We start from the raw sequence: 25,649 nt of genomic DNA, 5'->3' as shown, positions 1-25,649 counted from the left end.
CGCGGCGCTCGCGACGTGACGAACTGCATCACTCCTCTTCCTCCGCGGCCGAGGCCTCCACGCCTCCGCTCGTCTCGACCAGCTCGACGTTCAGGCAGAGCGACTGGAGCTCCTTGATGAGCACGTTGAAGCTCTCCGGCAGCCCCGCCTCCAGGGTGTAATCCCCCTTCACGATGGCCTCGTACATCCGGGTGCGGCCCATCACGTCGTCGCTCTTCACGGTGAGGAACTCCTGCAGCGCGTAGGCCGCGCCGTAGGCTTCCATCGCCCAGACCTCCATCTCGCCGAGCCGCTGCCCGCCGAACTGCGCCTTGCCGCCGAGGGGCTGCTGCGTGACGAGCGAGTAGGGCCCGATCGAGCGCGCGTGGATCTTGTCGTCGACGAGGTGGTGGAGCTTCAGCATGTACATGATGCCCACCGTGACGTTCTGATCGAACGCCTCGCCCGTGCGCCCGTCGAAGAGGATCGCCTGGCCCGAGGGCGGGAGACCCGCGAGCTCGAGCGCGCCCTTGATGTCCGACTCGTGCGCGCCGTCGAACACCGGAGATCCCATGAAGACGCCCTCGTCGACCGTCTTGACGAAGCGCTTGACGTCGGCGTCCTCGAGGTCGTCGAAGAAGCCGTTCATCGACTCGTCGCCCGCGTAGATGGCCTTGAGGTGCTCCTTGATCTCGGCGCTCGACCGCTGCTGCTCGAGCATCCGCTGCAGCTGGTTGCCGAGCTCGAAGGCGCCCCACCCGAGGTGGATCTCGAGGATCTGGCCGACGTTCATGCGGCTCGGCACGCCGAGCGGGTTGAGCACGAGATCGACCGGCCTGCCGTCCTGCAGGTACGGCATGTCCTCCTCGGGGAGGATGCGGCTGATGACGCCCTTGTTGCCGTGGCGGCCCGCCATCTTGTCGCCGACCTGGAGCTTGCGCTTGATGGCGATATAGACCTTCACCATCTTGATGACGCCCGGCGGCAGCTCGTCGCCCTTGGACAGGCGATCGATCTTGTCCCGGAAGTGCTCCTCGCGCGTGCGGACGAGCTCCTCGAGGTCGCGCAGGATCTGCTGGACCCGCTCGGCGTCGTCGACGGGGATCTCGCCCCAGTACTTGCGGGGGATCTCGGCGAGGGAGGCCTCGTCGATGATGGCGCCCTTCTGGAAGAGCACCTTGCCCTTGTCGTCGACCAGCTTGCCCGTCGCCTCCTTGCCGAGGAGGAGCTCGCGGATGCGGCGGAAGAACGAGTCGCGGAGGATCTTGATCTCCTCGTCGCGCGTCCGCTCGATCCGGGCTCGCTCCTGGTCCTCGATGTCCCGCGCGCGGTCGTCCTTCTCGGTCCCCTTGCGCGAGAACACGCGGGCGTTGATGACGATCCCGCCGACGCCGGGCGGCACCTTGAGCGAGCTGTCGCGCACGTCGCCGGCCTTCTCGCCGAAGATCGCCCGGAGCAGCTTCTCCTCGGGCGAGAGCTGGGTCTCGCCCTTCGGGGTGATCTTGCCGACCAGGATGTCGCCCGGGCGCACCTCGGCCCCGATGCGGACGATGCCGGAGTCGTCGAGGTCCTTGAGCGCCTCCTCGCCGACGTTCGGGATGTCGCGGGTGATCTCCTCCTTGCCGAGCTTCGTGTCGCGGGCGACGCACTCGAACTCCTCGATGTGGATCGAGGTGAACACGTCGTCCTTGGCGATGCGCTCGGACACGAGGATGGAGTCCTCGAAGTTGTAGCCCTGCCACGGCATGAACGCGACGAGCACGTTCTGGCCGAGCGCGAGCTCGCCCATGTCCGTCGACGGGCCGTCGGCGAGCACGTCGCCCTTCTTCACCACCTCGCCCGTCCGGACGACCGGCTTCTGCGTGTAGCAGGTCGACTGGTTCGAGCGCTGGAACTTCATCAGGTGGTAGATGTCGGGCACCTCGGCGCCCTCGCCCTCGGCCCGGACGACGATGCGCGTCGCGTCGACGCTCTCGACGACGCCGGGGCGCCGCGCGATCACGCAGACGCCGGAGTCGCGGGCGAGCCGCTCCTCCATGCCGGTGCCCACGAGCGGCGCGTGCGACTGGACGAGCGGCACGGCCTGGCGCTGCATGTTGGCGCCCATGAGCGCGCGGTTCGCGTCGTCGTGCTCGAGGAAGGGCACGAGCGCGGCGGCGACCGACACCATCTGGTTCGGCGCGACGTCCATGAGCTCCACCATCTCGGGCGTGACGATCTTGAACTCGCCGTTGTAACGGGCCGAGACGAGCGACTCCTTGAAGCGCCCGCTCTCGTCGAGGTTCACGGTCGCCTGCGCGATGTACTTGCCCTCTTCCTCGAGCGCGGAGAGCCAGATGACGTCCTCGGTCACGCGGCCGTTCTCGACCTTGCGGTACGGCGTCTCGACGAAGCCGAACTCGTTCACGCGGGCGAACGTCGACAGCGAGGCGATGAGGCCGATGTTCGGGCCTTCCGGCGTCTCGATCGGGCAGATGCGCCCGTAGTGGGTCGCGTGGACGTCGCGCACCTCGAACCCGGCCCGCTCGCGGGTGAGGCCGCCCGGCCCGAGCGCCGAGAGGCGGCGCTTGTGGGTGACCTCGGAGAGCGGGTTGGTCTGGTCCATGAACTGCGAGAGCTGCGAGCTCCCGAAGTACTCCTTCACGACCGCGCTGACCGGCTTCGCGTTGATCAGGTCGTGGGGCATGAGCGTGTCGATCTCCTGCGACATGCTCATGCGCTCCTTGATCGCGCGCTCCATGCGGACGAGGCCGATGCGATACTGATTCTCCATCAGCTCGCCGACCGCGCGGACGCGGCGGTTGCCGAGGTGGTCGATGTCGTCGACCGAGCCGCGCCCGTTCTTCAGCTCGATCAGGTGGCGCACCGTCTCCAGGATGTCCTGCGGCGTGAGCACGGTGAGGTCGAGCCCCGGCCGCTCGTCCTCGGGGACGTCCCGGTAGAACTTGTAGTTCAGCTTCAGCCGGCCGACCTTCGACAGGTCGTAGCGCTCGGCGTTGAAGAACAGGTTGTGGAACAGGGTCTTCGCGGTCTCGAGCGTCGGCGGATCGCCCGGCCGCAGCCGGCGGTAGATCTCGAGGATCGAGTCCTCCATCGTCTTCACCTTGTCGGTGAGGAGCGTGTCGCGGAGGTACGAGCCCACGTTCAGGCCGTCGATGAAGAGGATGCGGAACTGCTCGATGTTCGCGTCGCGCAGCCGCTCGAGCTTCGCCTCGGTGAGCTCCTCGTTGACCTCGACCACGACCTCGCCCGTCTCCGGGTCGACGATGTCGTGCGCGGCGACCTTCCCGACGAGCTCCTCCGGCTCGAGGCTGAGCCGCTCGAGCTTCGCCTCCTTCATCTTCCGGATGGCGGCGCGGGTGAACTTCGTGTTCTTCTTGACGATGACGTCGTTGCCAATCTTGATGTCGCGCGTCGTCCGCTGACCGGCCAGGAGATCGTACTCGATGCTCTTCGAGTACTTGCCCCCCTTCTCCAGGTACACGGTCTCGGTCGAATAGAAGTAGTTGAGCAGGTCCTGCGTCGAGTACCCGAGCGCGCGCAGCAGCACGGTCGCATGCATCTTCCGCCGCCGATCGATGCGCACGTAGATGATGTCCTTCGGGTCGAACTCGAAGTCGAGCCACGAGCCGCGGTACGGGATGACGCGCGCGGAGTAGAGCAGCTTGCCGCTCGAGTGCGTCTTGCCCTTGTCGTGATCGAAGAAGACGCCGGGGCTGCGGTGCAGCTGGCTGACGACGACGCGCTCGGTCCCGTTGATGATGAACGTGCCCGTCTCGGTCATCAGCGGGAGCTCGCCGAAGTAGACCTCCTGCTCCTTGATGTCGCGCACGATCCGCTCCCCGCCGTCGCGGGTGTCGTAGATCATCAGCTGGTTCGTGACCTTGATCGGGGCCGAGTAGGTCATGCCGCGCTGGCGACACTCGTCGACGTCGTACTTCGGCGGCTCGAGGTTGTACGAGACGAAGACGAGCTCGCTCGTGCCGTTGAAGTCTTTGATCGGGAAGACCGAGCGGAACACCGCCTGAAGCCCGACCTCCTCCCGCTCGTTCGGCGGAACGGTCATCTGGAGGAATTTGTCGTAGCTCGACTTCTGGATGTCGATCAGGTTGGGGACGTCGATGATGCGACGAACGCGACCCAGGTTCTTACGGACGCGGAAGTTGGATTGGACGACCGACGGCATCGATTTCCTCCGGCTCACACGAGCCGCGCGGGGCGGGCGCACGGCTCGAACCGAGCAACGAACACGAAGCTACGCACCAATGGCGAGCGAGCGTCCCCAGCACGTGGGGACCCAAAACATCTTGGCTGTGGGGGCAGAGCGGACCGCGTGGCGACCCATTGAGCTCCGGCATTGGTCGAGGACCCGCACCCGCGGTCCTCTTCAGAATTGACCGAGGACCCGTATCCGCGGTCCTCCTCAGCGTTGCGCGAGGGCCCGCATGCGCGGCCCCTTTCTTCAGACAAAAGCGGGACGTGCGGCAGGGACGACCGCCCTGCCGCCGTCCTCCGGCGGATCCCGATTTCCCCTGGCAGGGAGCGGTGATCGTTACTTGAGCTCGACGGTAGCACCTGCCTCGACGAGCTTCTTCTTCATCTCCTCCGCGTCCGCCTTGGAAACCTGCTCCTTGACGGTCTTCGGCGCGGCCTCGACCAGGTCCTTCGCCTCCTTGAGGCCCAGACCCGTGATCTCGCGGATCGCCTTGATCACGCCGATCTTGTTGCTGCCGGCGTTCGCGAGGATGACGTCGAACTCGGTCTGCTCCGGCGGCTTCTCGGCCGGGGCAGCGCCGGGGGCAGCGCCGCCGGCCGCGACGGCGACCGCCGCCGGGGCGGCCTTGACGCCCCACTTGTTCTCGAGGTCCTTGATGAGCTCGGCGATCTGGATGACAGGGAGGTTGGAGAGGTAATCGACGACCTGCTCGCGCGTGATCTCAGCCATTGCAAGACTCCTTCAAACTCTTCTGCGCGCCCCGGGGAGGGGGCCATGTAAACCAAAACCAGACGGGCGCAAGGCCCATTTTTACGAAATGGGCCGCCTCAGCCCGATGTGCCCGCCGCGTCTTCCTTCGCCTTCAGGAGATAGGCGAAATTCTGGAGAGGCGCGTTGAGCTGCTGCACGAACTGCTGGAGCGGCGCCTGGAGCGTCGCGAGCAGCGTGGCGCGGAGCTCATCCTTGCCGGGCATCGTCGCGAGCTGCGTCTCGACGGCGTCGCCGGAGAGGATCTGCCCCTCGATGAGCCCGGCCTTGATCTGGAGCTTCTGGTTGTCCTTGCGGAACGCCTTGACGACCTTGGCTGCCGCGCTCGGATCCTCGTAGCTCCAGGCCACGCCGGTCATGCCGGTCAGGCTCTTCGCCAGCGTGTTCGCCCAGGGGTGCTCCTTGATGGCGTGGCGGACGAGCGTGTTCTTCACGACCCGGTACTCCACGCCGGACTTCCGGAACTCATCGCGAAGCTTGGTGACCGCCTCGACGTTCATCCCCTTGAAGTCCAGGAAGACCGCGGAAGACATCCGCTCGAACTTCTGCCGGACGGAGCCGACGACCTCTTCCTTTTGGGACCGTTCCATGGGCTACGCCTCCTCTGCCTTGCCGATGAAGTGGACCGGGTCGATGCGAACCCCCGGGCCCATCGTCGAGGACATCGTGATGCTCCGGAGGTAGATGCCCTTGGCCGTCGCCGGCTTGGCCCGGACGAGCGCCTGGATCAGCGCGTCCGCGTTGACCTGGAGCGCGCCCTCCGCGAAGGAGACCTTGCCGATCCGGGCGTGCACGATGCCCGCCTTCTCGACGCGGTACTCGACCTTGCCGGCCTTGGCCTCGGTGATGGCCGTCTTCACGTCGAACGTGACCGTCCCGACCTTCGGGTTCGGCATCAGGCCGCGCGGACCGAGGATACGGCCGAGCTTGCCCACCAGGCCCATCATGTCGGGCGTCGCGATCACGCGGTCAAAGTCCATGAAGCCTTCCTGGACCTTGTTCACGAGATCCGCCTCGCCGACGAAATCGGCCCCGGCAGCCTCGGCCTCCCTGGCCTTCTCGCCCTTGGCGAACACGAGCACCCGGAGCGACTGCCCCGTACCATGCGGGAGCACCACGGCGCCGCGGACCATCTGGTCTGCGTGCCGCGGGTTGACCCCCAGCCGGACCGCGAGGTCCACCGTCTCGTCGAACTTGGCAGGCGCGGCTTGCTTCACGAGCGCGCAGGCCTCCTGCAACGTGTACTTTCGAGCGCGGTCGACGACTGCCCGCGCTGCGAGTTTCTTCTTGGCGACTTTCGGCACATGCCCTCCTTCTTAACGGCTCTCGCCTCCCACGGTGCGCCTAAACTACCGTGGTAAGTCTTCTACCCAGTCCGCCGGGGCGCCCTCCTCGGAGCGCCGCCTGGGCGGCGCGCATCCCCGACCGCGGGGAGCGCTGCGACTCACCTCAGTCGACGATGTCGATGCCCATCGAGCGGGCGGTGCCCGCCATGCTGCGCATCGCGGACTCGAGGTTCGTCGTGTTCATGTCCTGCATCTTGAGCTGGGCGAGCTCCTGCAGCTGCTTCTGCGTGACCTTGCCCACCTTGACCTTGTTGGGCTCCTTGGAGCCCGCGCCCGGCTTCTTCTTGGTCTCGAGCCCCGCCGCCTTCTTGAGGAGGACGGAGGCCGGCGGCGTCTTCAGGATGAACGTGAACGAGCGATCCGAGTAGACCGTGATCACCACCGGGATGATCATGTCTCCCTGCGCTGCCGTCCGCGAGTTGAAGTCCTTGCAGAACGCCATGATGTTGACGCCGTGCTGGCCGAGCGCCGGACCGACGGGGGGCGACGGGTTGGCCTTGCCCGCCGGAAGCTGCAGCTTCACGTACCCAGTGACTTTCTTCGCCATGATGAATCTCGCACCCTATCGAACCGCCGCCCGACGGGCGGTCTACTTTTCAGAGAAACAGCGGAGCGCCGCGGAGGCGCGGCGCTCGCCCGCAGGTTTGCAGCCGTTCGCCCCCGGCTAGCGCTTCTCCACGGCTGAGAAGTCGAGCTCCACGCTGGTGGGTCGGCCGAAGATGCTGACCTTCACCTTGAGCTTCTGCTTGTCCATCTTCACGTCGTCGACCGTGCCGGTGAAGTTCGCGAAGGCCCCGTCCAGGACCCGCACCTCCTCACCCACCTCGAACGTGAGCCGCGGCTTCGGCTTGACCGACCCCTCGACGATGCCCCGCCGGAGGTTGTCGATCTGCACCAGCGGGACTTCCTGCGGCGTCTGGTTGCCGATGAAGCCGGTCACCTTGGGCGTGTCCTTGACCAGGTGCCAGACCTGCTCGTTCATCTCCATCTCGACGAAGATGTAGCCGGGCAGGCTGAGCTTCTGACGGACGCGCGTCTTACCGCCGGGACGGTTCTCCGTGACCGTCTCGCTCGGGATGAGGATCTCGCCGAACCGATCTTCCAGTCCGTACTGCTTCACGCGCTGCTGGAGCGCGTCGCGCACCTTCGCCTCGTATCCCGAGTAGGTATGGATGACGTACCACTTCTTGGCCATGGCGCTTGATTCCCTCAGGGTCTCCCTGCTTCAGCTTCCATCGCCGTAAACGATGTTGGTCACGAACGCCCAGAAGCGGTCGAGCAGCGCCAGGTAGAGGGTCGCCACGGTGGTCGTCGCGATCACGACGAACGTCGAGTTCGTCACCTCTTTCTTGGTCGGCCACTTCACCTTCGCCAGCTCGGCGGCGACCTCGTCGCTCCAGGTGCGGAGCTCCGCGTTGCGGAACGCACGCAGCACGACGATGAGCGCGATGACGCCGCCGACGACCATGCCGTAGGTCGTCTTGTCGTCGTCACCCACCGCGGAGACCGCCGGCAGCGCTCGGCTGAACCAGTCCTTGTTGGAGAGGGTCGCCCAGACGCCGTGGATCACCTTGCCGAGCAGGTATGCGAGCAGCATCCCGGAGGCGAAGAAGCCGGCGAGCACATAGCGCTCGGTCCCGAGCTGCGTGGCCGCGACCTCTTCCTCGGCTTCCTCAACGTCCTCGCGCTCGCCGGCGCGCTGCGCCTCGGCGCCCTCGGCGTCAGCCGTCCCCGGCTCCTCGCCCTGCGTCACGAGGGACGACGCTTCGGCGGGCGCGGACGGTCCAGATTCGTCCGGCTCCCCATCCTCCGCGACCTTCGGCGTTTGCTTGTCTTTTTGACCCTTCGCCATAACCACACCAAACGCGCCGGCACGCGGCAGACAGAAGCCTGCTCGATGGGGCTCCGAGGGCGCCCCCTGGGCGCCCACATTCCCCGGCAGGGGCAGAGAGGCTCGAACTCCCGACCTGCGGATTTGGAATCCGCTGCTCTACCAACTGAGCTATACCCCTAGAATCGCTGCGCCTTCCTGAGCACCCGTTCACTTCGTCTCGTTGTGAACCGTGTGCTTCTTGCACTGCTTGCAGAACTTCTTGAGCGAAACCACCTGGTCGGGCGCCTTCGTGGTCTTGTAGTTCCGCGACTTGCACTCGCAGCAGGCCAGTGAGACGGCGATGCGCGCCGCACGCCACCCACCGGCCTGCTCGCCCACGTCGGCCTCCTACGCGAGGATCTTCGTGACGACGCCGGCGCCCACCGTCTTGCCGCCCTCGCGGATGGCGAAGCGCATCTGCTCCTCCAGCGCGACCGGGGCGATGAGCTCGATCGTCATCGTGATGTTGTCGCCCGGCATCACCATCTTCACCCCCTCGGGGAGGTTCACCGTGCCGGTCACGTCCGTCGTCCGGATGTAGAACTGCGGCCGGTAGTTGGTGAAGAACGGCGTGTGGCGCCCGCCCTCCTCCTTCTTGAGGACGTACACCTCACCGGTGAACTTCGTGTGCGGCGTGATCGACCCGGGCTTCGCCAGCACCTGGCCGCGCTCGATCTCTTCCTTCTCCACGCCGCGGAGCAGACACCCGACGTTGTCGCCCGCCTGCCCCTGATCGAGCAGCTTCCGGAACATCTCGACGCCGGTCACGACCGACTTCTTCGTGTCCTTGAAGCCGATGATCTGCACCTCGTCGCCGACCTTGATCACGCCGCGCTCGATGCGGCCCGTGGCCACCGTGCCGCGGCCCTTGATCGAGAACACGTCCTCGATCGCCATCAGGAACGGCTTGTCGATGTCGCGCACCGGCTCGGGGATGTAGCTGTCGAGCGCGTTGAGCAGCTGCTGGATCGTCTCCTCCCACTTCGGGTCGCCCTGCAGCGCCGGCAGCGACGCACCCCGGACGACCGGGGCGTTGTCGCCGTCGAACTTGTACTTCGAGAGGAGCTCGCGGACCTCCATCTCGACCAGGTCCAGCATCTCCGGGTCGTCCACGGCGTCGCACTTGTTCAGGAACACGACGATGTGGTTCAGGCCGACCTGCCGGGCGAGCAGCACGTGCTCGCGCGTCTGCGGCATCACGCTGTCGAGCGACGACACGACGAGGATCGCCCCGTCCATCTGCGCCGCGCCCGTGATCATGTTCTTGATGTAGTCGGCGTGCCCGGGGCAGTCGACGTGCGCGTAGTGGCGCTTCTCGGACTCGTACTCGACGTGCGCGGCCGCGATGGTCACCGTCTTGGTCTCGTCACGGACCGTCCCGCCCTTCGCGATGTCGGCGTACGAGATCGCCTTCGCCAGCTGGCGCTTCGACTGCACCTTGACGAGCGCGGCCGTGAGCGTGGTCTTGCCGTGGTCGATGTGGCCGATGGTGCCCACGTTCACGTGCGGCTTCGTACGAGTGAATTTCTCCTTGGCCATCGAGATGTCTCCTGCCGAAATGAAGTTCGCGACTGCGTTGCGCTGTCCTCGCTGGAGCCCACCATCGGGATTGAACCGACGACCTCGTCCTTACCAAGGACGTGCTCTGCCAACTGAGCTAGGTGGGCAAACGACCGACCACGGAGCGGGCGACCGGGTTCGAACCGGCGACGTTCAGCTTGGAAGGCTGACGCTCTACCAACTGAGCTACACCCGCGGGCTCCGCCGGGAGTGACCCCAGCGGATCTACATCTTGGTCGGACCGCTGTCGGAGCGAACGACCGCTCCGGTGGAGGGTGATGGATTCGAACCATCGTAGGCATTGCCGGCAGATTTACAGTCTGCTCCCTTTGGCCGCTCGGGCAACCCTCCAGATTTTTCGTCTTTTCTTTATCTTACCGCGTTCGTCCGTCCCGTGGCCTCCCGAACCGTCGACCTGCTGCCTTGCATCGGAGCTGGCGAGGGGACTTGAACCCCTAACCCCCTGCTTACAAGGCAGGTGCTCTACCGATTGAGCTACGCCAGCGACATCGACCCGCTGCTCGCCCCCGGGGCTCCGGGAGGCGTGCGTGCTGACCTAGCGACATGTCCCAAGATCGATCACTTCTGTACGAGCAATCAACTCCCGGCTCTGCCGGACCGTCTGCCTGCGCGGCTCGGGGCATCCCGGCCGGCCTGGACCGCAGCGAGGTGGAGCTGCTGGTGCTGCTCACGTCGCTCCGAAGGTAGACGAGTCCCGCGAAGGGAGGAGGCTCTTAGCCCCCTGCAAGAGACGTGTCAAGCGGTGTGCATCGTTTTCGTCTGTTTCGCTGGAATCGGCTGCGGAAGCGCGGGTCGAGCGCGCCGTCGAGCCGCGGCGGGCCGGAGCTCCCGCCTTGTCCGGCAGCGCGGATCTCGCTCGAGTGACGACCGTTTTCAAGGCGGACGTCGCGCCCAGCGCGCGAAGCGGCGCGGGAGCGACCGCGGGCTCGATCCGCACCGTCTCCGCGAGGCACGGCGGCGGGCCCGGGCCGCACGACGGCGCCGCGCGGGCACCGCGGCGAGCCGCGCCGCACCGTCGTCGCGCGGCGCGCTCCGCAGCACGACGCCGTCGCGACGCGCGGCGCGCTCCGCAGCACGACGCCGTCACGCCGCGCGGCGCGCCCCGAAGCGCGACGCCGTCGCGACGCGCGGCGCGCCCCGCAGCACGACGCCGTCGCGACGCGCGCGCTCACGGGAGCCATGGGAGGCGAGCGAAGTCACGGGAAGTCACGGGAGACCCTCGCGGACGCGCCCCGGCGAGCAAGAGCTCCCTTGCGCTCGGCGCGCGGCTGCTGCGATCCTGCCCGGCGCACGTTCGCTCGGGCGCGCAGCGGAGCAGCGCCGGGCGTCGTCGCGGTTCATCACGCTTCGGGGGTAGAGGTTCGATCGCATGGACTGTCCCGCTTGCCATCAGCCAAACATCGATGGGGCGCGCTTCTGCGCCACGTGCGGCGCGCTCCTCCCTGTCGCGCCGGTGGAGGCAGACCCGCTCATCGGCACGATCGTGGGCGGCCGGTTCCGGATCGTCGGGGTGCTCGGCGAGGGCGGGATGGGCCGCGTCTACAACGGCGAGCAGCCGATGGGGACCTCGGTGCGGAAGGTCGCCATCAAGACGCTCCTCTCGCAGCACGCGAAGGATCCGCAGGTCGTCGCGCGCTTCATGCGCGAGTGCGGCACGGTCAGCGAGCTCGAGCACCCGAACACGATCAAGGTCTACGACTTCGGGCAGACGAACACCGGGGAGCTCTACATCGCGATGGAGCTCCTCACCGGGCAGTCGCTGGAGACGGCGCTCGAGCGAGGCGGCGCGCTGGCGCCCGAGCGGGTCGATCGCATCCTCGCGCAGGTGTGCGGGTCGCTCCAGGAGGCCCACGAGAAGGGGATCGTCCACCGCGACCTGAAGCCCGCCAACATCTTCCTGACCAGGCGCGCCGGCGAAGAGGACTACGTCAAGGTCCTCGACTTCGGCATCGCGAAGCGCGACGAGCGCAGCGCCAGGGCCGAGCAGAAGCTGACGCAGCAAGGGACGGTGCTCGGCACGCCGCCGTACATGAGCCCCGAGCAGTTCACGGGCAAGGAGCTCGACGCGAGGAGCGACATCTACTCGCTCGGCGTGCTGACCTACGAGATGCTCACCGGGCGCCTGCCGTTCGACGCCGACACCCCGTGGGCGTGGGCGACGCAGCACATGACGGCGCAGCCGTTCCCGTTCGAGGCCGTGCCGATGGGCGCCGCGGCCCCGGCGAAGATGAAGGCGGCCGTCATGAGGGCCCTCAGCAAGAACCGCGAGGAGCGCCAGCAGTCGGCGCGGGAGTTCTACGAGGAGCTCACGATCGGCGCCGGGCCCCGCCTCTCGGTGCTCGCAACGCCGCCCCGCACCCAGGTCGGGCTCGAGGCCCCGACCAGCGGGACCGCGCTGATGCCGTCGCGCTCAGGTCAGACGCAGATCGGCGAGCCGCTGTTCGTCGCGGGGCCGCCCACGGGACCGGGCAAGACCGTCGTCCCCCACCACGCCGCCACCGTCATGGACCAGGCGGCGATGCCGGGCGGCGCCGTGCCGGCCCACCCGCCCGTGAACACGGGCAGCGGCCAGGTCTTCCCCGCGCCGCCGCCGCCGCCGGTGCAAAAGAACAAGACAGCCCCGATCCTCGCCGCGGTCGCGGCCGTCGCGGTGCTCGGCGTCATCGGCGTCGTCATGATGACGAAGGGGGGCGGCGGAGGGGCGACCGAGGAGAGCACATCGACCGCGATCCCCCTGCCCTCGGGGGCGTCGTCCGTCGCGCCGCCCGTCTCCGTCGCGTCGGACCCGACCGTGGCCCCGCCGACGAGCGAGCCCTCCACCCCGGAGCCCCCGCCCGAGCAGACGGGTCAGGTCAAGACGCCCCCCGACCCCGCGAAGAACACGCCGACCCCGACCGCCGGGCCGAAGACCCCGCCCGCCGGCAACGAGAAGGCCGAGCAGGAGTGCAGGGCCGCGATCAACCTGGCGAACGGCGGCAACACGGATCTCGCGGTGAAGCGCTTCGCGGCCTGCGACGGCCCCAGGAAGGCCGAGGCGAGGGCCGCGATCAGCGCGAGCGCCAAGCGAGCCGTCGCCTCCAAGGGCTGCGCGGCCAAGTCCCACGCCATGGCTGCCGCGCGCATCGGGGCCGGCGAGGCGATGTCCCAGCTGCCGGCGCGGTGTCAGTGACCCTGCCGCGCGGACGTAGCCAGCGTGACGAGGCGAACGCTGCGACGGCTGTGGACGATCGGGCGCAACGCCGGCCGGGTCCAGTCTGTTCCAGGCTTGCCTTGACGCGCGATTTTGACCGATGCTAGATCCTGCCCCGACGGGTTCTGAAAGTTCAGTGAACGCCATGACCTGGCTTGGTAGGTCGGCGCTTGACTTTGGAACATGGGGGAGAAGGTCGCTCACGGGAAATGGGCAGTAAGATTCGTTTGGCCGCGCCTCGAATGACCTGGCGCGACATATGTCGTTCCGAAGAGTTTGCTGGGCGATGGATCGCCCTTGACAACGTCCGATACGTTACGGGTGGCTGTCAGCCGGCCGAGGCCGACGTCGTGGACGCCGACGACGACCTGGCCGACTTATGCGCGCGGATGCGCGAAGCCGACCGTACGGCCTGTGCGATCCTCTTCGTCGAGGAGGAGGCCGGGGTCCCGGCGCAGGTCCAGCGACTGCCGCAGCTCTGGCGCCGCGTCGCGCACCACTGATCGGTCACAACCACCTCATCCATTTCGCCACCTGACGTAGCGAGCGCATCCGGAGCGACACGGCGCGCCGGGCACGGCCCCGGCGCGCTCGGCTCCTGGAGCTCGCCGCGGTGGCCTTCGCGCGCGCGCCAGCGCCCGCCTTGGCGGCTCGCACCGCCGGGCCGCCTGGATCGGCGCCGGCGGAGCCCGGCTGGGCGATGACGACCGGCTACTTCAGGATCGGCTTCAGCAGCGTCTTGCCGTCCTTGACGACGACGTCGTAGTCCACCGACTTGGCCGGGTTCGTCGCGCGCAGCTTCGCGGCCTGTGCGCGGAGGCTCTCGGCGAGGCGTTCGTAGGTGACGCCGGCCGTCGACTCCCGCGCGGCGCGCTTGGTCTCGACGTACTTCGCGTAGATCTGGCGCAGCCGCTGCTCCGGGAGCTCGTCGTCGCGCGCGGCCGACCGCTGCGGGGGCGGCCCGGGACGCGGGCGCGTCGCGGCGTCCGCGCCGGCGCGCGCGGCTTCCGGCGGGCGCGACGACGCGCGCGGCGTCGCGTGCCGCGCTCCGCCGCTCGCCGTACCGGTGTCCGCCGCGGGCGGCGCGGTCGAGCGACGGCGCCGGCTCGGCGGCGGTCGCTCCGAGTGCACGCGGTCCTGCCGCCTCGCTCCAGCGCCCCTCGCCTCGCCAGCCGCCTCCGCGGTGGCTGCCGGCGCTGCCGGCGCTGCCGCTGCCGGCGCCTTCGCGGCGCCCGGAGCCGATGCGGCCGGCGGCGCTGCGGCTGCCGCTGCCGGCGCCTTCGCGGCGCCCGGCGCCGATGCGGCCGGCGGCGCTGCGGCTGCCGGCGCGGCCGCTGCGCTCGGCGGAGATCGGACGGGGAGCGGAGGCGGCGGTCGCTTCGGCGGAGCAGGCGACGGATCGGGCGCGACGTCCGTCAGGCCCCCGGGAGACCCGGCCGCGACCGCCGCAGCGTCGCCGGCCTTGGCGCTCTGCGCGCGCTGCGCGCGCATCTCCGCCGCGAGCTCGGCCAGCCGCTGGCGGTTGGCGGCGCCCGCCGCGGGCGGCGCCCGATCGGCGGCAGGGCGCGCGGAGGTCCTCGACCCCGCTGGAGCTGCCTCGGCCGGCTTCGCTTCGGCCGGCTTCGCCTCGGCCGGCTTGATCTCCGGCGGCTTCTGCTGGGGCCTGGTCAAGCCCAGCCCCCGGGGCAAGCCCCCCAGCGGGGCCGGCTTCACGGCCGCCGCCGCTTGCGGCGTGGCGGGCGGCACCAGGGCGGGGCGCACCTGCGCGCCGGCGGGCGGCGGCGGCGCGACCGGCGGCACGACGGACTCGCGCGGCGAGGCCTCCTCGGCGTCCAGCTCGACCGGCGGCTGCTTGCGCGACGGCGACGCGGCGGGCAGCGGCGGGGGCGCCAGCGTGACGGCCTCGTCGTCGACGTCGATCTCCTCGTGGTCGTCGGTGTCGTCGCGGCGGGATGACTCGCGCGCCGCCTGCTGCTCGGCGAGCTCCGCGTAGCGCTCCGCCCGCTTCCGGCCGACGATCGTGAGCGCCTCCTTCGTTCCGACCCGCTTCGCCGCGCGGATGACGTCGCGACGGTACGTCCCGTTCTCGATCTCGCGCGCGATGCGGCCCCAGTACTGCTGGAACGTGTTGTAGCGCTGGATCAGCATCTGGAACTTGAACCGGAGCGCGGTGTTCCTGATCTGCTCCCGCCGCATCACCCAGATGCGGCGCTCGACGTCCTTGCGCGGGATGAGCGGCTCGATCCGCTCGATCCCCATGAAGTACTGCTCGTACAGCGCGCGCAGCCGCTCGATGCGCGTCTCCAGCTCCTCAAGCTCCCGTTCGACCTCGCTCGATTCCATCGCGGCTAGAGGGGCGTGATGCGCAGGTTGTCGAAGCAGACTGGCGCATCCCAGTCGTTGAAGCCCAGGTGCTCGTGCCCAGGGCCGGCGAGCGGCGCGGGATCGCTGAGCTCCAAGTAGTCGACGCCGTCGACCGACCAGGAGAGCGTCCTGCCGTCGCGGCGCTCGATCCGGAAGCGGTACGGCTGCCCCGGCGCGACCGGGCGCGCGCGCTCGTCGTCGCTGTCCGGATCCACGTCGATCTCGAGGCGATCCGCACCGTGCTCGTCGAGCCGGGCGAGCACGTGCTTCGTGTTCTTCCATCCGCCGAGGATCACGAGGTAGCTCGTCGCGTTCGTGTAGCTCGCCGCCGTCGCTCCGCTCCGGCCATCGCCCCAGAGCTCCGCCTTGAGATCGCCGTCGGGGGCCTCGGCGATGGCGTCGAACTCGATCCGCGCGTTCTCGGGCAGCGGCCGTCTCAACCACACGCCGCGGTTCCTCGCGCCGCGCGCGCAGAGCCGCCCCTCCTCGATCTTCCACTTGGGGCTGAGGGCGTTCCAATCGGGGCCGAGCGCCGACCGATCGAAATCGTCCTCGAACACCCCCGCGCGCTGCGCTCCCTGAACGCCGCCCGCGGCGATCGACGCGGAGGCCGAGGCCGCGACCGTCCCGGCTGGCCGCGCGCTCGTGTCGCCGGTGGCCGGCCCCTCGGGCACGCACGACGCGCTCACGAGCAGCGAAGGCACGGCGAACACGCTGACGGTGGCACGGCCAGAGAGCACGGAATCGATGCTAGCAGCGGTGCGCGCGGACTTCGAGACCGCTGGCGGACGCCATCGTCCGGAGGGAGCCGAGCCTCCGCCGCGCTGCCAGCCCGGGCGCATGGCGATCGCCCGACGCGGCCGGACCAGCAACGGAAAGCGCCTTGGCTCGCCGCGTCATGCCCGAGAGACGGCGCTTGATGGTCTCCAATCCCGGGCGTAAGGAGAGGCGCCATGCATCCCATCCTGTTCCGCGTCCCGCTGCCCGTCTGGACCGTGCCCCTGCTCTGGGTCTTCCTGATCGCTGCGGGCATCGCCTTCGCGGGCGCGATCGGGCTGCTCATCGGCAAGAACAAGCCAGGCGCCGCTGCGGCGGGCGTCGCGGGCGTCGTGCTCGCCGTGCTCGCGTCCCAGTTCAAGGAGCAGACCTACACCCTGGGTCCGATCCCCATCTACAGCTACGGGGTCATGCTCGGCCTCTCGCTCGTCGTCGGCTGGTACCTGACGCTCGGGCTCGCGGAGCGCGACGGTCTGCCGAAGGAGACGATGGCCAACTGCTACGTCGTCACCGCGCTCGCCGCGGTCCTCGGCTCGCGCGTGCTCTACATCCTCACGAACCTCGACGAGTTCGACTCGTTCGGCGCGATGTTCGACATCCGCCGCGGCGGGCTCGTGGCGTATGGCGGGTTCCTGGGCGGCTTCCTGGGCTCGTACCTGTTCCTGCGGTCCCACCGGCTCCCGCTGCTCCCCTGGGCCGACGTCGCCGTCCCGAGCCTCGCCTCGGGCCTCATGATCACGCGCATCGGCTGCTACCTCTTCGGCTGCGATTTCGGCCGGCCGCTCGGCGAGACGGCGCCCGCCTGGCTCAAGAAGCTCGGCACCTTCCCCCACTGGGCCGAGGGCACGCTGGACCACGGCAGCGGGTCCCCGGCGTGGGTGCAGCACGTCAAGGAGCGCGGGCTGGATCCGACCTCGGAGGCGTCGCTCGCCGTGCACCCGACGCAGATCTACGAGTCCCTCGTCGGCGCGGGGCTGCTCGCGCTCCTGCTCCTCGCGCGACGGCGGCAGAAGTTCCGCGGCGAGATCTTCCTGCTCTTCACGTTCTCCTACGGCGTCTGCCGCTACCTGCTCGAGCTCCTGCGCGACGACGCGGAGCGCGGCTCGATCCCGCCGACGCTCCCGGAGCACGTGCTGCTCCCCGCCGGCCTCCTCGTCTTCGCCGTGGGGTATGCGATCGGGTTCTCCCGCGTCGTCCGCAACGACGTGGCGCGCAAGGTGACGCAGGCGCTCGCCTTCGCCCCCGCGGTCGCCCTGTACCTCGCCCTCAAGCCCGAGACGTTCGGCGCGTCCACGGCGCTCCAGTACTCGACCTCCCAGGCGGTCGCGCTGGCGACCGGGCTCGCCGCGTCGATCGCGTTCGCGATCTACTACAAGGCCGCCCTCGACCACCCGGAGCAGGCGATGGCGCTCAACCTCCCGCAGAGCCAGCCCGCCGCCGACGAGGGCGAAGATGAGGACGAGGACGAAGACGAGGAGGACGCGCCGGGCGACGGAGACGACGAGGAGGGCGCGCCCAGCGAGAAGCCCGGCGCGAAGGCGAAGGCCGGCGACAAACCGTCGCGGGGGAAGCGCGGCAGCGCGAAGGACGGAGGCCGGGCGACGGCCCGCGAACGCGGCGCCGCTGCCGAGGCGCCCGACACCACCGGAGAGGCATAGGCTGTGAAGATCGCATTCGGAGAGGGCAAGCTCGTTCCGGCCGTCGTGCAGGATCGGCTGACTGGACAGGTCCGGATGCTCGCGTACATGACGCGCGAGTCGCTCGCCCGGACGCTGGAGACGGGGCGCGCCACCTTCTTCAGCCGCTCGCGCGGCGAGCTCTGGGAGAAGGGGGCGACGAGCGGCAACACGCTCGCGGTCACGAGCATTCACGCCGATTGCGACGGGGACGCGCTCCTCGTGCTCGCGGAGCCGCGCGGCCCGACGTGCCACACGGGCAGCGCGAGCTGCTTTTTCCGGCAGGTCGAGGCCCGCGGCGACGCCGAGCCGGAGGCCGCCGACGAGGGGCAGGACGCGTCCGCGGTGCTCGAGTCGCTCGAGCGGGAGATCGAGGAGCGCAAGGCGTCGTCGGCGACGAAGAGCTACACCCGCAAGCTGCTCGACGGCGGCGCGCCGCTCATCGGCGCGAAGCTGCGCGAGGAGGCCGGCGAGCTCGCGCAGGCGATCGCCGGGGAGAGCGACGATCGCGTCGCGTCGGAGGCGGCAGACGTCATCTACCACCTGCTGGTCGGCGTCGCGTCGCGCGGCGTCCCGCTGCGCGCGGTCCTCGCCGCGCTCGCGGCGCGCATGGGCACGAGCGGCCTCGTCGAGAAGGCGCAGCGGGCGCAGAAGGACCGGGCGGGAGCGCCGTGACGCGCCGCCGCCTCAGGGCGGCGGCGCGGGCATGGCCTCCACGCATTGCGCGATGCACTGGTTGAGCCGCGAGCTGCCGGACAGCACCTCGTCACAGGTCGCCAGCGCATAGCAGGCGTGCATGCATCGGGTCTCCTCCGCGCACGGGGCGAGGATGGGCGACATGGCGCCGCACTCTTTGATCCTCTGCACGCCCCACTCGCAGAAGAGGCCCAGCACGGGCGCGTGGACGCCGCACGCGACGAGCGCGTCCTGCTCGCTCTTGCAGCGCGTGGACACGGAGGCGCTCTCGTCGGCCGTGCACTCGACGTCCGCGTCGACGCAGCGCACGAAGGCCTCCGCCGCCGCCGGACAGCCCTTCCGCTCGGCGCTCTGGGCGGCGTCCTCCAGGCTGTCCACGCACTCTGCGTACTCTCCGGCGCTGCACTGCCAGCAGTCGCAGACCCCGGCGCAGGCGGACGAGACGCTATCCCTGCAACCCGGGGTGCCGAGCAGGACCGTCCCGGTCGCGACGGCGTAGGCGAGGGCGAGGCTGCCGGCGGCGGAGCTCTTCACGCGCCGAGCGTATAGACCGTGAAAAGCGGGCGCAATCCGCCGTCGCCGCTGCGCCGCGGCGCGCCCTCCGCGCCGGCGAGGGATGGGCTATCCTGGAGGCGTGAGCCCGTTCCGTGAGCCGCCCGGCGTCGAGCTCGGCCCGCTGGAGGTCGGCCTCGGGCGCGCGGCGCGGCGAGCGATGGTGGGCCTCATCCCGAGCGGCGGGAGGCTCATCGCGCCCGACGGCTACGCGGGGCGGATCCAGGGCGAGGGCGGCCCCTTCCGCTGGCGGTCGCACGCGGCAGGCGCGCTGGGCTCGCTGGGGCTCGTGCTGGTGGCCGCCTGCGCCTTCGTCGCGGCGACCGGCGGGTTCAGGCTGCGCGGCGTCGGCGCGACCGCCGCGACGGTGGCGCTCGTGATCGCGGGAGGGCTCTCGCTGGCCGCGGTGCTGCGCGCCCTCGATGCGCCGCGCGAGCGGCTCACCGTGCGCGGCGCCGTGGTCGGCAGGGCGGCGAGGCGCGCGCTCCGCAGCGCATTGCGCCTCGCGCGCCAGGCGGCGCGCGCGCCGGAGCGGTTCGGCCCCCGCCGCGTCACCGCGCTGCGCAGGACGCTCGCCATGCTCGCGGATCCGCTCGTGGCCGACTGGATCCCCGCGGACGTGCGCGGCCGCGCGGAGCTCCTCCTGGCCCGCGCCATCGCCGCGAGCGCCGGCGCGCGCTGGACGCGCGACGCCGGCGTCCGCGACGAGGTCCGGTCGCTGCTGCTCGCCGCGGCCGATCACCTGATCGAGCCGACGCCGGCCCGGCTGGATCTGCTCACGCTGGCCGAGCACACCGAGGCCGCCCCGATCTCGCGCGAGCCGCGGCGGCAGCAGCGCGCGCCCGCCGCCGCGCGGATCCGCCGCGGGGCGCCGTCGCCCGAGGCCCCTCCCGGCGACGACGCCGCGGACGCCGCGCCGCTCGCCGAGCTCGACGCGGCCGCCCCCGTCGGCGGAGCAGAAGGCCGTGCTATGGTGCGCCGTTGAACGGTGCCCCGCTGAGCGATGCGTCGTCGAAGGGTGCGTCGCTGACGTCGCAGCAGGCTCCGGCGGTGTCGCGGCGATCCTGTGAATCCTCCTCGATTCCGGGGCGCGTCGCGCTCCCCGGCCATCCCCCTGCCCCCTGTGCTCCGCCGCGCGCTCCTCGCGCTCTCTAGCGCGCTGCTCGTGGCGTCTCGCCCGGGGCCCGCGCTCGGTCAGAGCGCGGAGACGGCGCCCGGCGCGGGGCCCGCGGCGCCCGAGCCGGCGCCTCGCGCGGCGGCGCGCCAGCGCGCGGCAGGGCTGTCCGCCGGCGCGACGCCGCAGGAGAGGCACCGGGTCCGGTACACCCTCGACGGCATCGAGATCCGGGGCAACGTGCGGACCGCCGCGCGCGTGATCCTCCGCTACGTCAGGTTTCGCGCGGGCGGCATGCTCGACGTCGAGGATCCGGAGATCGAGCTCACGCGCTACCGCCTCCTCGGGACCGGGTTCTTCGCGTCGGTCGGGCTGTCGCTCCGCAAAGGGGCCGAGCGTGGGAGCGCGACGCTCGTGATCGACGTGGTCGAGCGCAACACGTTCGTCGTGCAGGACCTCTGGCTCGGCATCGCGGCCGACGAGGACACGGCGGGCAACGCGCGGCCGCTCTCCGCGTTCACCGGCGTGCAGGCCGCCGAGACCAACCTCGCGGGGACCGGGATCACGCTCGGCGCCGGCGTCGGCCTCGCGGCGGACCAGCTCGCCCTGAGGACCCGCTTCGTCGATCCCGCGTTCGTCGGGACCCGCTGGTCGGCCGCGGTGACGGTGCTCTACAACGACGCGCGCGACTTCTTCGGCAACCGGGACGTCTCGTTCGAGTCCCCGCTGCTCGAGCAGCGGGAGGTCACGGGCTACGCGGTCGTCGCCTACAAGCGGTTCGGGGCGACGCTCGGGACGGGCCACGACGTCTCCTCCTCCTCGCAGCTGTCGCTCGACTACCACCTCGAGCAGATCGACGCGACCGTGCCCACGGTCGCCTCGCACATGCGCGGAGACCGCCGCGAGCCCATCGACTTCGACATCTTGGGCGGCAGGACGGTGCTCTCGTCGCTGCGCGCCGCGATCGACTACGACACGCGCGACGCGCCGTTCCTGACGACGCAGGGCACGCTCGCCTCCGTCGCGGTCACGGTGGGCGTCCCGCCGTTCGGCAGCGACTACGGCTACCAGAAGTTCGAGTTCGCCGCGCAACGCTGGTTCCGCCTCCCGAAGCGGCACGTGCTCCGCATCGAGGCGTTCGCCGGCGCCGTCGCGGGGGACGCGCCGTTCTTCGAGAAGTTCTACGTGGGCGACCTCACCGATCTCCTGCCGGATCGGCTGCTCGACCTCGCCCCCGATCGCAGGCAACCGCCGAACTTCCTCAGCACGGACATCATCGAGGTCCGGTACGGGGACTTCGCCGCGAAGCTCGAGGCGGAGTACCGGATCCCGGTCTACGCAGGCCGCGGCTCGATCTACGGCGTCGATCTCTTCGGCGCCGCAGGCCTGTACGGGCTCGCGACCCGCCGCGAGTTCACCGACCCGCCGACCGGGTACGAGGGCTTCGCCCGCGTGCCCGTGGACATCACGTACAACCTCGGTCTGCGGGTCGACACGGCGGTCGGCGGCGTGACGCTCGCCTTCTCGAACCTGCTCGGGCTGATCCCGGCGCGGCGCGGTGAGCGAAAATGAGCTGCCCGGGCGCCGGCCGCGGCGCGGCGCGCTGGCTCTCGATCGCGCTGCTCGCGGCGCTCTCCCTGGGCGCGGGTCGGGCGGCGGCCCAGGAGCGGCCCGGCGGGGCGGACGGCGCGGACGTCCGACAGAGGACGAAGGAGATCGCCGACGCGGACGCGCAGCAGGCGCTCGGCACGCCGGCCGCGCTGCCCACGCGCGTGGCGAGCCTCTCGCTCGACAAGACGATCGTGCAGCTCACCGTCGGCTTCCGCGACGTGGTCGACGGCGAGATCTCGAAGAAGCTGCTCAGCGGGCTGCCGACCGTCATCACGATGCGCGGCTATCTCTTCCACGAGAGCGGGGGCAACCCGGTCGCGCTCGCCGCCAAGAGCTGCCGGATCGTCTACGACCTCTGGGACGAGGTGTTCCGGATCCAGCTGATCCAGGCCGGAGGTCAGTCGAGCACGGTCGCGGTCAACGTGGAGGGCGTGCTCCGCAACTGCGCCGAGGCCCGGAGGCTGCCGCTCGTGGAGCGGTCGCTCGTCCGCGACGGCAACCGCTATTTCGTGGCCGTGCTGGTCGAGGTGAACCCCATGAGCGCCGAGATGCTCGATCGCATCAAGCGGTGGGTCACGCGCCCGCCCGGCTCCACCGCGATCGGGCCCAGCGACTCGCTGTTCGGCTCCTTCGTCGGCCTGTTCGTGACGCGCATCGGCAACGCCGACCGGAGGCTCGCGTTCCGCACGCAGGCCTTCCTCCCGCCGGCTCCGCCGCCGAGCCCTCCCCCGCCGCCCCAGAGCCCCCCGAGCCGCTGAGGCGCGGCGAGCTCGCCCGCCGCCGCGCCTACCACGCGACAATCGCTGCGCGGCCGCCCCCGGTTCGTGTCTACTCCACCCCCATGCGCCTCTTTCCCATCGCGCTCGACCTCAACGGCCGGCGGGCCCTCGTCATCGGCGCCGACGGCGAGGTTCCCTATACCGTGGAGCGGCTCCTCTCGGCGGGCGCCCGCGTCTCCGTCGTGGCGCCGGGGCACGTCGACGCGTCGATCGAGCGCGCCGGCCAGGAAGGTCGGCTCGAGCTGCACCGGCGGCCGTTCTCGGACGACGACCTCGTCGGCGCGGCGATCGTGTTCCTCGCGCCGGGCGACGACGCGCTCTCGCGGCGCCTCCATCGCGAGCTCGCGGACGTCGGGCGACTCGTTTGCACGCTGGATCGACCGGAGGTGTCGAGCTTCGTCAACCCTTCGGTGGTCTCCGCCTCCGGACTGACCATGAGCTTCAGCAGCCACGGCGTCAGCCCGGGGACGATACGGCGCATCCGGGAAGATCTCAGCGCGCTCTTCTCGGATCCCCGGTTCGCGCGCTACATCGAGGCGCTGCGGCGGCTCCGCGAGAGCCTCCCGCGGGGCGCCGAGCGGGCCGCGCGCATGCGGAAGGCCACCTCGGGCTTCGGCCTGGAGGCGAGGCTGCGGTTCCCTGCATGGCTGGAGCGAGGCGACGAGCCTTGATGTCCGGAGATGCCGCACGCAGAGCCGGGGGCGCCGCGAACGAGGGGGCGCGCGCGACCCCGACGGACGCGAAAACCCTTGTGTAGAGCGGCCTTCAAGGCTTAAGTGGGCGCCCACGCGACACTATCCGCGGAGGAGGGCTTACGGTATGCGTTCACGATCGGGCCGGCTGACGATGTTGACCTCGGCGGCGATGGTCTCTGGGCTCCTGACGCTGACGAACGTCAGTCCGGTATCTGCGCAGACGGCGCCGCCTCCGGCGGGCAAGCCGACCGCGCAGGCGCCTGCCGGGGCCGCGCAGGCGCCCGCCGCGGCCGCGCAGGCGCCCGCCGCGGCCGCGCCGACGCCGGGTCCTGCGAAGCCCGCCGCCGCCGCGGGGCAGGCGCCCGGCGCCGCGCCGCCCGCCGCCGGCGCCACGCCGCCCGCCGCTGGCGCCACGCCGCCCGCCGCCGGTACGCCCGCGACGGCAGCGCCCGGAAAGACCGCCGAGCCCGCGGCGAAGGTGACCACCACCAAGCCGAAGAAGCCGCTGACGGAGAAGCAGAAGAAGGACGAGGCGAAGAAGCTCTACAAGGAAGCCGAGGCCAGGTTCGAGAAGGGCGAGTACGCCGTCGCGGCCGACCTGTACCGCCAGGCGGACGAGCACGTGCCCGGCGCCGCGCCGAAGTACAAGCTCGCCCTCTCGCTCGACAAGCAGGGGCTCGCGACCGAGGCGGTCGCGGCGTGGCAGGCGTTCCTCGACTCGAAGCCGGACGCGGAGAAGTTCAAGGACAAGATCACCGAGGCGCAGGGGCGCGTCGAGGCCCTGAAGAAGACGCCGGCCAAGGTGAAGGTCGCGACCGCTCCGGAGGCGCCGCCGGGCCTCAAGATCGCGATCGACGGCGTGGCCCAGACGGGCACCGAGCTCTCGGTCCCGCCCGGCAAGCACACCCTCACCGTCTCGGCCGAGGGGTTCATCGACTCGAGCCAGGAGCTCGAGGTCACCTTCGCCGAGGCGCGCGAGGTCAGCGTGACGCTGACGCCCAAGCCGCAGGAGCCGGTCGCCGCGACGCCGGCGCAGCCCCCGGCCCCGCCGCCGGCCGCCGAGGTGCCCCCGGCGCAGCCGCCGCCGCCCGCGCCGGCGGCCGAACCGCGCTCCCCGGTGCCGGCCTACGTGACCCTCGGGCTCGCCGGCGCCGGCGTCGTGGTCGGGACGATCTTCGGCATCCAGGCGCTCGGCGCGAAGGGCGACTTCGACGAGCAGCCGACGACGAAGAACGCGGATCGCGTCGACCGCTTCGCGCTCATCTCGGACATGTCCTTCGCGGTGGCGCTCACGTTCGGCGTCACCGGCGCGGTCCTGCTCCTCACCGATGACGCGCCGGCCGAGCCGAAGGCCGCTGCTTCGAGCTCGAAGAAGAAGGCGTTCGTCACTCCGTACGTCAGCCCGACAGGCGGCGGCGCCGCCGCGCGGTTTACCTTCTAAGGGGACTACACCATGTGGAAGAACCAGTACCTTCTCGCGATCGCGCTCAGCGCCGGCGCGCTCTCGACCCTCGGGATGGGCTGTGAGCTCATCGCCACGGTCGACCGCTCGCGCATTCCCGGGGACGACGGCGTCACCGACGGGTGTGCTGACGGCACGAAGAACGGCGACGAGACCGACATCGACTGCGGCGGCTCCACCTGCCCGCAATGCGAGCTCGCCAAGGCGTGCACGGCGAAAGGGGACTGCGCGAGCGGCTTCTGCGCCGACGGCGTCTGCTGCAACGCCGCGTGCGACGCGGAATGCGACGCCTGCACCGCCGATCTCAAGGAGTCGGGCGAAGAGGACGGCTCGTGCGGCCCCTCGAAGGCCGAGTCCGAGTGCGGCGAGGCGACGTGCTCCGACGGCGTCCAGACGGCCCGCGGCACCTGCGACGGGACGAGCGTGGAGTGCGAGGCCGGCGAGGAGACGTCGTGCGAGACGTTCGCCTGCGATCCGGACGAGAACGCGTGCTTCGCCGAGTGCTCGGAGGACACGCAGTGCGCCAAGTGCCACGCCTGCGATGCGGGCGAGGGGACCTGCTCGCTGGCTCCGGCGGGCACGCCGGGCCTCGGCTGCGAGGACGACCAGGCGTGCGACGCCGAGGGCGAGTGCAAGGCCGCGAACGGTCAGGAATGCACGGACGCGGCCGACTGCGGCAGCGGGAGCTGCGTCGACGGCGTCTGCTGCGACACCGCCTGCGACTCGCCCTGCCAGGCCTGCAACGTCGAGGGGTTGGCGGGCACGTGCTCGAACGTCCCGCTCGGCGCCGAGGACGGGATGGACTGCAGCGACGTCAACGTCTGCGACGGCGAGGGCGCTTGCAAGCTGGCAGAAGGCCAGAGGTGCACCATGCACTCGCAGTGCGCGAGCGGCAACTGCCTCGAGTCCGTCGGGGCCTGCGACGAGATCGAGATCCCGGATCCCTGAGCTCTCTCCGGCTCCCGCCGGG

General features: G+C 70.5%; 22 protein-coding genes and 5 tRNA genes. 10 read left to right on the top strand and 17 right to left on the bottom strand.

The window, feature by feature from the left end; translation table 11 throughout:
• Positions 1-28: 28 nt before the first annotated feature.
• The 14 genes from rpoB to WME83_RS03315 all read right to left on the bottom strand — a co-directional run bounded on the left by rpoB (position 29) and on the right by WME83_RS03315 (position 10,247).
• Entirely contained in the window at positions 29-4,165 is a 4,137-nt protein-coding gene (gene rpoB / locus WME83_RS03380) for a DNA-directed RNA polymerase subunit beta (protein ID WP_437317812.1), read from the bottom strand.
• A 366-nt stretch (positions 4,166-4,531) separates the two neighbouring features.
• Entirely contained in the window at positions 4,532-4,924 is a 393-nt protein-coding gene (rplL, locus tag WME83_RS03375) for a 50S ribosomal protein L7/L12 (protein WP_061628733.1), read from the bottom strand.
• Positions 4,925-5,022: 98 nt separating this feature from the next.
• Positions 5,023-5,553, bottom strand: a complete 531-nt coding sequence (gene rplJ, locus WME83_RS03370) for a 50S ribosomal protein L10 (RefSeq protein WP_061628734.1) — start codon at positions 5,551-5,553, stop codon at positions 5,023-5,025.
• 3 nt (positions 5,554-5,556) lie between these two features.
• A complete protein-coding gene (gene rplA, locus WME83_RS03365; RefSeq protein WP_020732611.1) occupies positions 5,557-6,267 on the bottom strand; it encodes a 50S ribosomal protein L1 in 711 nt (236 codons plus the stop codon).
• Positions 6,268-6,412: 145 nt separating this feature from the next.
• Entirely contained in the window at positions 6,413-6,856 is a 444-nt protein-coding gene (gene rplK, locus WME83_RS03360) for a 50S ribosomal protein L11 (protein WP_061618350.1), read from the bottom strand.
• A gap of 117 nt (positions 6,857-6,973) precedes the next feature.
• Positions 6,974-7,504 carry a transcription termination/antitermination protein NusG gene (gene nusG / locus WME83_RS03355; RefSeq protein ID WP_020732609.1) on the bottom strand — a complete coding sequence of 177 codons (531 nt, stop codon included), beginning with the start codon at positions 7,502-7,504 and terminating at the stop codon, positions 6,974-6,976.
• A gap of 30 nt (positions 7,505-7,534) precedes the next feature.
• A complete protein-coding gene (secE, locus tag WME83_RS03350) occupies positions 7,535-8,161 on the bottom strand; it encodes a preprotein translocase subunit SecE (protein WP_437317811.1) in 627 nt (208 codons plus the stop codon).
• Between the two features lie 87 nt (positions 8,162-8,248).
• A tRNA-Trp gene (locus tag WME83_RS03345) sits at positions 8,249-8,321 on the bottom strand.
• Between the two features lie 29 nt (positions 8,322-8,350).
• Positions 8,351-8,521, bottom strand: coding sequence for a 50S ribosomal protein L33 (gene rpmG, locus WME83_RS03340; RefSeq protein WP_020732607.1), 171 nt, complete (start codon positions 8,519-8,521; stop codon positions 8,351-8,353).
• A gap of 9 nt (positions 8,522-8,530) precedes the next feature.
• On the bottom strand, positions 8,531-9,721 hold the full coding sequence (gene tuf, locus WME83_RS03335; RefSeq protein ID WP_020733175.1) for an elongation factor Tu: 1,191 nt from the start codon (positions 9,719-9,721) through the stop codon (positions 8,531-8,533).
• A 52-nt stretch (positions 9,722-9,773) separates the two neighbouring features.
• Positions 9,774-9,849, bottom strand: a tRNA-Thr gene (locus WME83_RS03330).
• Between the two features lie 16 nt (positions 9,850-9,865).
• Positions 9,866-9,938: transfer RNA gene (locus tag WME83_RS03325), tRNA-Gly, on the bottom strand.
• A 73-nt stretch (positions 9,939-10,011) separates the two neighbouring features.
• Positions 10,012-10,093, bottom strand: a tRNA-Tyr gene (locus WME83_RS03320).
• A gap of 81 nt (positions 10,094-10,174) precedes the next feature.
• Positions 10,175-10,247, bottom strand: a tRNA-Thr gene (locus WME83_RS03315).
• Positions 10,248-11,132: 885 nt separating this feature from the next.
• Here WME83_RS03315 and WME83_RS03310 point away from each other — a divergent pair.
• Positions 11,133-12,932: a serine/threonine-protein kinase gene (locus tag WME83_RS03310; protein ID WP_437317810.1), complete on the top strand. Its 1,800-nt coding sequence runs from the start codon at positions 11,133-11,135 to the stop codon at positions 12,930-12,932.
• A gap of 371 nt (positions 12,933-13,303) precedes the next feature.
• A complete protein-coding gene (locus WME83_RS03305) occupies positions 13,304-13,456 on the top strand; it encodes a hypothetical protein (RefSeq protein WP_187345854.1) in 153 nt (50 codons plus the stop codon).
• A 208-nt stretch (positions 13,457-13,664) separates the two neighbouring features.
• On the opposite strand, the gene WME83_RS03300 is transcribed toward WME83_RS03305, so the two are convergent.
• Both WME83_RS03300 and WME83_RS03295 read right to left on the bottom strand, forming a co-directional pair.
• Positions 13,665-15,296 carry an MXAN_5187 C-terminal domain-containing protein gene (locus tag WME83_RS03300; RefSeq protein ID WP_437317809.1) on the bottom strand — a complete coding sequence of 544 codons (1,632 nt, stop codon included), beginning with the start codon at positions 15,294-15,296 and terminating at the stop codon, positions 13,665-13,667.
• A 5-nt stretch (positions 15,297-15,301) separates the two neighbouring features.
• Positions 15,302-16,057 carry a hypothetical protein gene (locus tag WME83_RS03295; protein WP_437317808.1) on the bottom strand — a complete coding sequence of 252 codons (756 nt, stop codon included), beginning with the start codon at positions 16,055-16,057 and terminating at the stop codon, positions 15,302-15,304.
• Positions 16,058-16,270: 213 nt separating this feature from the next.
• Here WME83_RS03295 and WME83_RS03290 point away from each other — a divergent pair, with 213 nt between their 5' ends.
• On the top strand, positions 16,271-17,752 hold the full coding sequence (locus WME83_RS03290) for a prolipoprotein diacylglyceryl transferase (RefSeq protein WP_437317807.1): 1,482 nt from the start codon (positions 16,271-16,273) through the stop codon (positions 17,750-17,752).
• 3 nt (positions 17,753-17,755) lie between these two features.
• Positions 17,756-18,445 (top strand): bifunctional phosphoribosyl-AMP cyclohydrolase/phosphoribosyl-ATP diphosphatase HisIE, encoded by a 690-nt coding sequence (gene hisIE / locus WME83_RS03285; protein ID WP_437317806.1) that lies wholly within the window; start codon positions 17,756-17,758, stop codon positions 18,443-18,445.
• 12 nt (positions 18,446-18,457) lie between these two features.
• Here the strand turns inward: hisIE and WME83_RS03280 are convergent, their stop codons facing one another.
• Positions 18,458-19,000 (bottom strand): hypothetical protein, encoded by a 543-nt coding sequence (locus tag WME83_RS03280; RefSeq protein ID WP_437317805.1) that lies wholly within the window; start codon positions 18,998-19,000, stop codon positions 18,458-18,460.
• 100 nt (positions 19,001-19,100) lie between these two features.
• Here WME83_RS03280 and WME83_RS03275 point away from each other — a divergent pair, with 100 nt between their 5' ends.
• The 6 genes from WME83_RS03275 (at position 19,101) to WME83_RS03250 (ending at position 25,627) form a co-directional block, all read left to right on the top strand.
• A complete protein-coding gene (locus tag WME83_RS03275; RefSeq protein WP_437317804.1) occupies positions 19,101-20,003 on the top strand; it encodes a hypothetical protein in 903 nt (300 codons plus the stop codon).
• An 81-nt stretch (positions 20,004-20,084) separates the two neighbouring features.
• Positions 20,085-21,704, top strand: coding sequence for a BamA/TamA family outer membrane protein (locus tag WME83_RS03270; protein WP_437317803.1), 1,620 nt, complete (start codon positions 20,085-20,087; stop codon positions 21,702-21,704).
• Entirely contained in the window at positions 21,701-22,501 is an 801-nt protein-coding gene (locus WME83_RS03265) for a hypothetical protein (protein ID WP_437317802.1), read from the top strand. Before WME83_RS03270 ends, WME83_RS03265 begins: the two co-directional genes overlap by 4 nt.
• Positions 22,502-22,584: 83 nt before the next feature.
• Positions 22,585-23,193, top strand: a complete 609-nt coding sequence (locus WME83_RS03260; protein WP_437317801.1) for a precorrin-2 dehydrogenase/sirohydrochlorin ferrochelatase family protein — start codon at positions 22,585-22,587, stop codon at positions 23,191-23,193.
• A 148-nt stretch (positions 23,194-23,341) separates the two neighbouring features.
• On the top strand, positions 23,342-24,658 hold the full coding sequence (locus WME83_RS03255; RefSeq protein ID WP_437317800.1) for a PEGA domain-containing protein: 1,317 nt from the start codon (positions 23,342-23,344) through the stop codon (positions 24,656-24,658).
• A gap of 12 nt (positions 24,659-24,670) precedes the next feature.
• On the top strand, positions 24,671-25,627 hold the full coding sequence (locus tag WME83_RS03250; RefSeq protein ID WP_437317799.1) for a hypothetical protein: 957 nt from the start codon (positions 24,671-24,673) through the stop codon (positions 25,625-25,627).
• Positions 25,628-25,649 lie beyond the last annotated feature (22 nt).

Origin of the sequence: Sorangium sp. So ce385, from assembly GCF_051474135.1 — a bacterium.
Classification (GTDB): domain Bacteria; phylum Myxococcota_A; class Polyangia; order Polyangiales; family Polyangiaceae; genus Sorangium; species Sorangium cellulosum_D.
Note: the sequence above shows the minus strand (reverse complement) of the source record. Positions and strands in the feature narration are given on the sequence as shown.